6 protein-coding genes are annotated in these 8,057 nt (G+C 74.3%); 5 read left to right on the forward strand and 1 reads right to left on the reverse strand.

The window, feature by feature from the left end; translation table 11 throughout:
* Window positions 1-158 precede the first annotated feature (158 nt).
* From GTW08_RS28655 to GTW08_RS28675, 5 genes are all read left to right on the forward strand, one after another.
* Window positions 159-1,979, forward strand: a complete 1,821-nt coding sequence (locus GTW08_RS28655) for a GNAT family N-acetyltransferase (protein WP_083659172.1) — start codon at window positions 159-161, stop codon at window positions 1,977-1,979.
* A gap of 25 nt (window positions 1,980-2,004) precedes the next feature.
* Complete coding sequence (locus GTW08_RS28660) at window positions 2,005-3,192, forward strand: alpha/beta hydrolase (protein ID WP_083659173.1); 1,188 nt, start codon at window positions 2,005-2,007, stop codon at window positions 3,190-3,192.
* Between the two features lie 13 nt (window positions 3,193-3,205).
* Entirely contained in the window at window positions 3,206-3,478 is a 273-nt protein-coding gene (locus GTW08_RS28665) for a hypothetical protein (RefSeq protein WP_073578537.1), read from the forward strand.
* Window positions 3,479-3,502: 24 nt separating this feature from the next.
* Window positions 3,503-5,548, forward strand: coding sequence for an NAD(+) synthase (locus GTW08_RS28670; protein WP_073578538.1), 2,046 nt, complete (start codon window positions 3,503-3,505; stop codon window positions 5,546-5,548).
* A gap of 389 nt (window positions 5,549-5,937) precedes the next feature.
* A complete protein-coding gene (locus tag GTW08_RS28675; protein ID WP_073578539.1) occupies window positions 5,938-6,222 on the forward strand; it encodes a hypothetical protein in 285 nt (94 codons plus the stop codon).
* 44 nt (window positions 6,223-6,266) lie between these two features.
* On the opposite strand, the gene GTW08_RS28680 is transcribed toward GTW08_RS28675, so the two are convergent.
* On the reverse strand, window positions 6,267-7,610 hold the full coding sequence (locus GTW08_RS28680; RefSeq protein WP_073578540.1) for an MFS transporter: 1,344 nt from the start codon (window positions 7,608-7,610) through the stop codon (window positions 6,267-6,269).
* Between the last annotated feature and the right edge of the window lie 447 nt (window positions 7,611-8,057).

Genomic DNA, 8,057 nt, shown 5'->3' on the forward strand with positions numbered 1-8,057 from the left:
GCTAGCGTCGGGGTCGGTGACCGCGGCGCCCGGGACACCGGCGGCCGACGTCGTCGCCGCGGAGCTGGACGCGCTCGGCACCCGGCTGCCGGGTCCGGTGGCCCGCTCGGGCGTCGCCGGTGGTCCGCCACCGGCGACGGGATCGACAGGAGGAACGCGTGACGGGCTCTGAGGGCTCCGGCCCGCCCGGGACCACCGGGGACGAGCACCGGGACGAGCACGGGGACGTCCGCACGCGCGGAGCGGCCCCGGCGCCGGACCCGGAGGCCCGCAGACGACGGTTGTCCGAGGCCGCCGTCGTCCGCGCCGTGGTCTGGGCGGCCCGGATCGTCGGTGCGCTGACCGTCGTCGCGGCGGTGCTGCCCGCGCCCCGCCGGGTCATCGGGAGCGAGCTGCGCAGCACCCTGGGCCTGCCCGCGGGTCTGGGCCTGGCGTCGCTGGTCGTGACCGCGCTCGCCGGGGTCGGCCTGCTGCTGCTGGCCACCGGGCTGCGCCGGCGCAAGAAGCGCGCCTGGTGGGTGGCGACCGCGACGACGACGTTCCTCGTCGTGGTCAACCTGCTGCACGTGCTGGACCAGCGGCGCGGCATCGGGCCCGCGGTGCTGGTCGTCGCGCTGCTGGCGGCGCTGATCGCGACGCGCCGCTACTTCGTCGCCCGGCAGGACCCGGGAGGGCTCGGCCGGTCGGTCCGGTCGCTGCTGCAGTTCGGGCTGTCCGGCTTCCTCATCGTCTGGGTGCTGCTCGCGCTCAACCCGCGCCGGCTCGTCGGCGACCCGTCGATCGCCGCGCAGGCCGCGCACGCGGCGCTGTCGCTGATCGGGGTGACCGGACCGGTCGAGTTCGAGCAGCGCGCCGTGTGGCTCGACGACCTGACCTCGGCGATCGGGCTGACCTTCGGGGTGGTCGCGCTCGTCGTCGCCGGGTACCACCTGCTGCGCTCGCCGGAGCCGCGCCCGTCGCTCGACCCCGACGACGAGCAGCGCCTGCGCGCCCTGCTCGACCAGCGCGACGGCGACTCGCTGGGGTACTTCGCCCTGCGCCGTGACAAGGCCGCGGTGTTCGCCCACGGTGGCAAGTCCGCGGTGTCCTACCGGGTGCTCGCCGGGGTCGCGCTGGCCTCGGGCGATCCCGTCGGCGACGTCGGCGCCTGGCCCGGCGCGATCGAGGCCTTCCTCGGCATCTGCACCCGCTACGGCTGGTCGCCCGCGGTGCTGGGTTGTTCCGAGCGCGGCGCGACCGCCTGGTCCAAGGCCGGTCTCGACGCCCTCGAGCTCGGCGACGAGGCGGTACTGGAGACGGCATCGTTCAGCCTGGACGGACGCCCCATGCGCGGGGTCCGCCAGACCGTCAACCGGATGCAGCGCAGCGGGCACACCGTCGAGGTGACGCGGCTGCGGGACCTCGACGAGACCGCACGGATGCGGGTCGCCGAGCGCGCGCACCGCTGGCGCGGCGCCGAGGACGAGCGCGGATTCTCGATGGCGTCCTCGCGGGTCGCGGACCCCTCCGACCCGGACGCGGTGATCGTCACCGCGCTCCGGGACGGCGAGCCGTCCGGGATGCTGCAGCTGGTCCCCTGGGGCCGCGACGGGCTCTCGCTGGACCTCATGGTCCGCGACGCCGACGCCGACAACGGCGTCAACGAGCTGATGATCGCCGAGCTGATGGCGGCCGCGAAGGACCATGGTGTGAAGCGGGTGTCGCTGAACTTCGCGATGTTCCGCTCCGCCCTGGAGCGCGGCGAGCGGATCGGCGCCGGACCGGTCGCCCGCGGCTGGGCCCGGGTACTGCGGATCGCGTCGCGTTGGTGGCAGATCGACTCGCTCTACCGGTTCAACGCGAAGTTCCGCCCGAGCTGGTACCCGCGCTACGTGCTGTTCCCCGCCGTCCGCGACCTGCCGCGGGTGCTGTTCGTCGTACTCGAGGCCGAGGGCTTCGGCGGCCGCCCGCCGGCGCTGCTGCGGCTGCTGCGCCGGTGAGCCGGGTCCGCGCGGGGGCGGCGCCGTGATCCACGCCTCCGAGCTGCGCCTCGACGTCGTCGCCGCGGTGGTCGTGCCGACGGTGGCGGCGGTGCTGCTGCTCGCCCTCACCGGTGGGGTGTGGCACCGGCTGCGCCGGGTGGCCCGGACGCTGCTCGTGGTCGTCTCGGCCGTGGCCGTGCTCGCGGCCGCCGCGGCCGGGGCGAACCTGCTCGGCGGCTTCTTCCCCACCGTCGGCTCGCTGATCGGGTCCTCCCCCGACCCCGGCGAGGGCTCGGTCGCCGACATCGGCCCGGACGGTGCGGGCCTCGACGCGGCGATGCCGCTGGTCGCCGCCCGCTCGGCGCAGGGGCTGGGCTCCACGCTGCACATGACCCTGCACGGGGCCGTGTCCGGCATCGACCGCGACGCCGACGTCTACCTCCCGCCCGGCTACACCGAGCACCCGCGGGCCCGCTTCCCGGTCGTCGAGTGGCTGCCCGGGTTCCCCGGTGAGCCCCGCGAGGTGGCCGCGCTGTTCACGGTGCCCGACGTGCTCGACGCCGCGATCGCCGCGCACCGCATCCCGCCGGTCGTGCTGGTGGTCCCCGACATCAACGGCGAACCCCGGTTCGGCCACGACCAGGAGTGCGTCGACGCCCAGCACGGCGCGGCCGACGACACCTACCTGACCACCGACCTCGTCGACTGGACGACCCGGCACCTGCGGGTGCGGCCCGACCGCGGCGCCTGGGCGCTGGCCGGCTGGTCCTCGGGCGGCTACTGCGCGATGAACCTGGCGCTGCGCCACCCGCGCACCTACGCGCTCGCGGTCAGCCAGAGCGGCTACGACCGCACCCCCGACGACGTCGTCACCGGGGATCTGTTCGCCGGGCGGCCCGACCTGGCCGCGGCCAACGACGTCGTCGCGCTGCTGGGCGAGCGGCCCGCGCCCCTGGCGATGCTGGTCACCGCGGGCACCGACGAGCCCGAGGAGCGGGCCGCCGCGGACCGGATCCGCGCGGCCGCCGCGCCACCGGTGACCGTCGACACCCGGCTCTACCCGGGTGGCGGACACAACCAGAACGCCGTCCGCGCGCAGCTGCCGGACCTGGTGGACTGGCTGGGTGCGCACCTGCTGGGGCCGCTGGTCCCGCCCGCGACGCCGGCGGGTGTCACGATCGACGACGGGCCCGGTGTGCCGCAGCGTGTGCTGCCGGTGCCCGACCCCTAGGAAGGAGACACACGTGGTCTGGGAGGGAGTCGGCACCCTGCTGCTCGTCGGCGGGCTGCTCGCCGGGGTGGTGTGGATCGTGATCGCGGCCGGCGTCGGGGAGATCCCGAAGGTGCTGCACGGCCTGGCGCTGTGGCTGCTGGTGCCGCTGGCGTGGCTGGGCTCGCTCGGGGTAGTGCTGGCCGGCGGGTCGGTCGGGGCGGGCTGGGCGGTGCTGCTCGGGCTGCTCGTCGCCACCGGGGTCGCCTGCGCGGCGGCGCGGATGCTGGCGGGTCGGCGGAGCTGAGCACCCACCGGTCAGAATGACGGCGTGGACTTCCGCTCCGTCTACCGCCACCACTTCCTGCGCACCGCCGCGGCGACCCTGCACACCACGATGGCCGACCCGGCCGCGAACGTCGCCGCCGTGCTGGAGACCGCCCGGACCTGCGCCGACGACGGCGTCGGGCTGGTGGTGTTCCCCGAGCTGACGCTCTCGGGCTACTCCATCGAGGACGTCCTGATGCAGGACACGCTGCTGGAGACCGTCGAGACCGGACTGCTCTCCCTCGTCGAGGCGACCGCGGACCTGCTGCCGGTCCTCGTGGTCGGGGCACCGCTGCGGTACCGCCACCGCCTCTACAACTGCGCGATCGTGATCCACCGGGGCCGGATCCTGGGCGTCGCCCCGAAGTCCTACCTGCCGACCTACCGCGAGTTCTACGAGCGTCGCCAGACCGCCCCCGGGGACGACGTCCGCGGCGCCTCGATCCGGCTCGGCGCCACCGACGTCCCCTTCGGTACGGACCTGCTCTTCGCCGCCGAGGACCTGCCCGGCTTCGTGCTCCACGCCGAGGTCTGCGAGGACTACTGGGTGCCGATCCCGCCGTCGGCGGAGGCGGCGCTGGCCGGGGCGACGGTGCTGGCGAACCTGTCCGGCTCACCGATCACGGTCGGCCGGGCCGACACCCGGCACCTGCTGTCGCGCTCGGCGTCGGCGCGCTGCCTGGCCGCCTACGTCTACGCCGCCGCGGGTGAGGGCGAGTCGACCACGGACGTCTCGTGGGACGGCCAGACCATGATCTACGAGAACGGTGTGCTGCTCGCGGAGTCCGGGCGCTTCCCGCAGGGCGCGCGGCACGCGGTCGCCGACGTCGACCTGGACCTGATCGCCGGCGAGCGCCGCCGCCAGGGCACCTTCGACGACAACCGTCGCACCCACGCCGCCCGCACCGACGCCTTCCGCACGGTGGCGTTCCGGCTCGACCCGCCCGGCCACGACATCGGCCTGCGCCGCACCGTGGAGCGTTTCCCGTTCGTGCCCGCCGACCCGGCGCGCCTGGAGCAGGACTGCTTCGAGGCCTACTCGATCCAGGTCGCCGGGCTGGAGCAGCGGCTGCGGGCGATCGGCCAGCCGAAGGTCGTGATCGGCGTGTCCGGCGGGCTCGACTCCACCCACGCCCTGATCGTCGCGGCGCGGGCGATGGACCGTCTCGGCCGCCCGCGTACCGACATCCTCGCCTTCACCATGCCCGGCTTCGCCACCTCCGACCACACCCGCAACAACGCCGTCGCGCTGTCCGAGGCCCTCGGCGTCACCTTCGCCACGATCGACATCACCGGCACCGCGCGGACGATGCTGTCGGAGATCGACCACCCCTTCGGCCGGGGCGAGCCCGTCTACGACGTCACCTTCGAGAACGTCCAGGCCGGGCTGCGCACCGACTACCTGTTCCGGCTGGCGAACCAGCGCGGCGGGATCGTGCTCGGCACCGGGGACCTGTCGGAGATCGCGCTCGGCTGGTCCACCTACGGCGTCGGCGACCAGATGTCGCACTACAACGTCAACGGCGGCGTCCCGAAGACGCTGATGCAGCACCTCATCCGCTGGGTGGTCTCCTCCGAGCAGTTCCCGCCCGGGGTGTCGGCGGTGCTGCGCTCGGTGCTCGACACCGAGATCACCCCGGAGCTGGTGCCCTCGGACGGGACGACCGAGGTGCAGTCCAGCCAGGCCACCGTCGGTCCGTACGCGCTGCAGGACTTCACGCTCTGGTACACGCTGCGGCACGGCTTCCGGCCGTCGAAGATCGCGTTCCTGGCCGGGCACGCCTGGTCCGACGCCGCCGCGGGCCAGTGGCCGCCCGGGTTCCCCGACGACGAGCGGCCCGCCTACTCCCCCGCCGAGATCCGGCACTGGCTGCAGGTCTTCGCGCGGCGGTTCTTCCAGTTCGCGCAGTTCAAGCGCTCCGCGCTGCCGAACGGCCCGAAGGTGTCCGCGGGCGGCGCGCTGTCACCCCGCGGGGACTGGCGGGCCCCCTCGGACCTGTCGGCGACGATCTGGCTCGACGAGATCGAACGGGAGGTCCCGGCAGGCTGAGGGCGGGCCGGCCGCGGGGCGCGACGCGGACGCCGCAGCGCCTCGGGTCCGGACGGGGGTGACCCACTGAGCCCTCCGGCGGTGCCGAGGAGTGACCCGATCGCACGTCCGGCGCAGCGGTGGTGCGTGTCGTCGTGTCGCCGGAACCGGTCGCCGATCGGTGACACGGTTCACCGAGCGGACGGGGCAGCCCTGTGCCGACGGGGCGGCGTCACACCGGGCGACTGGACCGCCGGAGTTCCTCGGCTCGATCCCGCACACCCCTCGCCAGCAGCGGGAACGCCGGGTCCTGAGTGGACCGGCGGACACCGGCCGACGGGCCCCCCGCCCCGCCGGGGGCGGGTGAACCCGACCACTACTGTCGCCTGCATTCGACCTGGAGGTGAGTCGTGGCGCTCGCGAACATCCTGTCCGAGATGCCGGATCTGCTGGAGCGGACCCTGGCGGAACACACCCCCGACGCGCAGGGCTTCTGCCGTGAGTGCCGGGACGCGACGGGAGTCAGCGCCACCTGGCCCTGCGTGACCCGCGAGCTGGCCGAGCAGGCCCGCTCGATGTCCTCCGACGGCCCCGGCACCGTCGACGAGCGGCCCGCCGAGGGCGCCGTGGCCGGGCGTCGCCGGGCCCGGGACCTCTCGGCCCCGCTCGGCAACGGCCGGCACCGCTCGATCTAGGCCGCTCCGGTGCCCCGGACACCACGTCCGGGGCACCGCCGTCGTCAGGAGAGCCGGGCGGGCGCGGCCGGGCGGTGCGTCTCCCGGATGAGCAGCACCGCGACCAGCGAGATCACGGCGACGACGACCATGTAGGCCGCGACCGCCATCGACGTGCCGTAGCCCTGCTGCAGGGCGGCAGCGATCAGCGGTGCGAACCCACCGCCCAGCACGGCGCCGACGGCGTAGGAGAACGAGGCGCCGCTGTAGCGGAAGCGGGCCTCGAACATCTCCGCGAACAACGCGGACTGCGGGCCGTAGGACAGGCCCAGCCCCACCGTGAGCACGACGACCGCGACGACCATCGCGGCGAACCCGGTGGTGTCGAGCAGCAGGAAGAACGGCACCGGCCACACCACGAGCAGTACCGAGCCCACCAGATAGGCGCGCTTGCGGCCCACCCGGTCGGACCAGACCGCGCCGCCGACGATGCTGACCAGCCAGCTCAGCGAGCCGATGATCACGACGACGATCATGGTGTTCCGCGGGACCTCGAGCACCTGGGTGCCGTAGGAGAGCAGGTAGGCCAGGAAGATGTAGCCGATCGCGTTGTTCGCGACGAAGCTGACCGAGGCCAGCACCAGCTCGCGCGGACGGTGCCGGAACACCTCCAGGATCGGGGCGCGGCTGCGGCCGCGGTTCTGCCGCAGCATCGCGAACACCGGGCTCTCCTCGACCCGCAGCCGGATCACGAGCCCGACGACGACGAGCAGGATCGACAGCAGGAACGGGATCCGCCAGCCCCACGCGGCGAACTGCTCGGGGGTGGTCAGGTTGGACACGACGAGGAACACCAGCTGGGCCAGGATCAGCCCGGCGGGCACCCCGATCTGCGGGAACGAGCCGTAGCGTCCGCGCCTGCCGGGCGGGGCGTGCTCGACCGCCATCAGCGCTGCGCCGCCCCACTCACCGCCGGCCGAGAGACCCTGCAGCAGGCGCAGCACGACGAGCAGCACCGGGGCCGCGACGCCGATCTGGCCGTAGGTGGGCAGCAGGCCGACGCCGACGGTGGCCACGCCCATCAGCAGCAGCGAGAGGACCAGCATCTTCTTGCGGCCGAGGCGGTCGCCGAAGTGCCCCCACACAATGCCGCCGAGCGGACGCGCCACCAGCCCGACCCCGAGGGTCGCGAACGCGGCCAGGGTGCCCGAGGCCGCGGACATCGTGGTGAAGAACTGGCTATTGAACACCAGGGCCGCGGCCGTGGCGTAGATGAAGAAGTCGTACCACTCGATCGTCGTGCCGATCGCGCTCGTCGCGGCGACCCGGCGCACCTGCGCGGGCGCGGAGCCGGTCGTGTCGGCGGCGCTCGTCGGGCCCGCGCCGGGCCCGGCCTGCTGCTCGGTCATGCGTCCTCCCCTGACCCGGGGCGGCGGTGTCCCGGACCGCGCCACTTTTGCACCGAACGTCCGGTCGGGTAAAGACGTGCGGGGTGCCCGATCCGTGCCACTCGTCGCACGGCCGGGTGCGGTCGCCGCCACGAACGGCCCGCGAAGATCGGACATCACGGGACATTCGCTACCGTCCGATCACTGAACACGCGGTCCGGTACCCCCCGACGGGCCGGGATCCCCCGATCCCGACGCTCCCCCGCAGCCCGGCCGGTCCGCGTGCCGGAGGAGAGACCGTCGTGCCCCGACACCGACATCGGGCGCAGGCCGGGCTGCGGCCCGGGCTGCGTCACGTCGCCACCGCGGCCGCCGTCGCGAGCGGCACGCTCGCCGTCGTCACGCCCGTGACCGGGCTCGGCGTCGGACCGGCCGAGGCCGACCTGCGCCTGGCCGCACAGGACGTGT

The sequence above is a fragment of the Pseudonocardia sp. SID8383 genome (assembly GCF_009864975.1).
GTDB classification, from domain to species: Bacteria; Actinomycetota; Actinomycetes; order Mycobacteriales; family Pseudonocardiaceae; genus Pseudonocardia; species Pseudonocardia alni.

What these genes read in the sequence shown, in the direction of transcription:
- GTW08_RS28680 (WP_073578540.1), bottom strand. Translation starts at nt 7,610, where the DNA reads ATGACCGAGCAGCAGGCCGGGCCCGGCGCGGGCCCGACGAGCGCCGCC.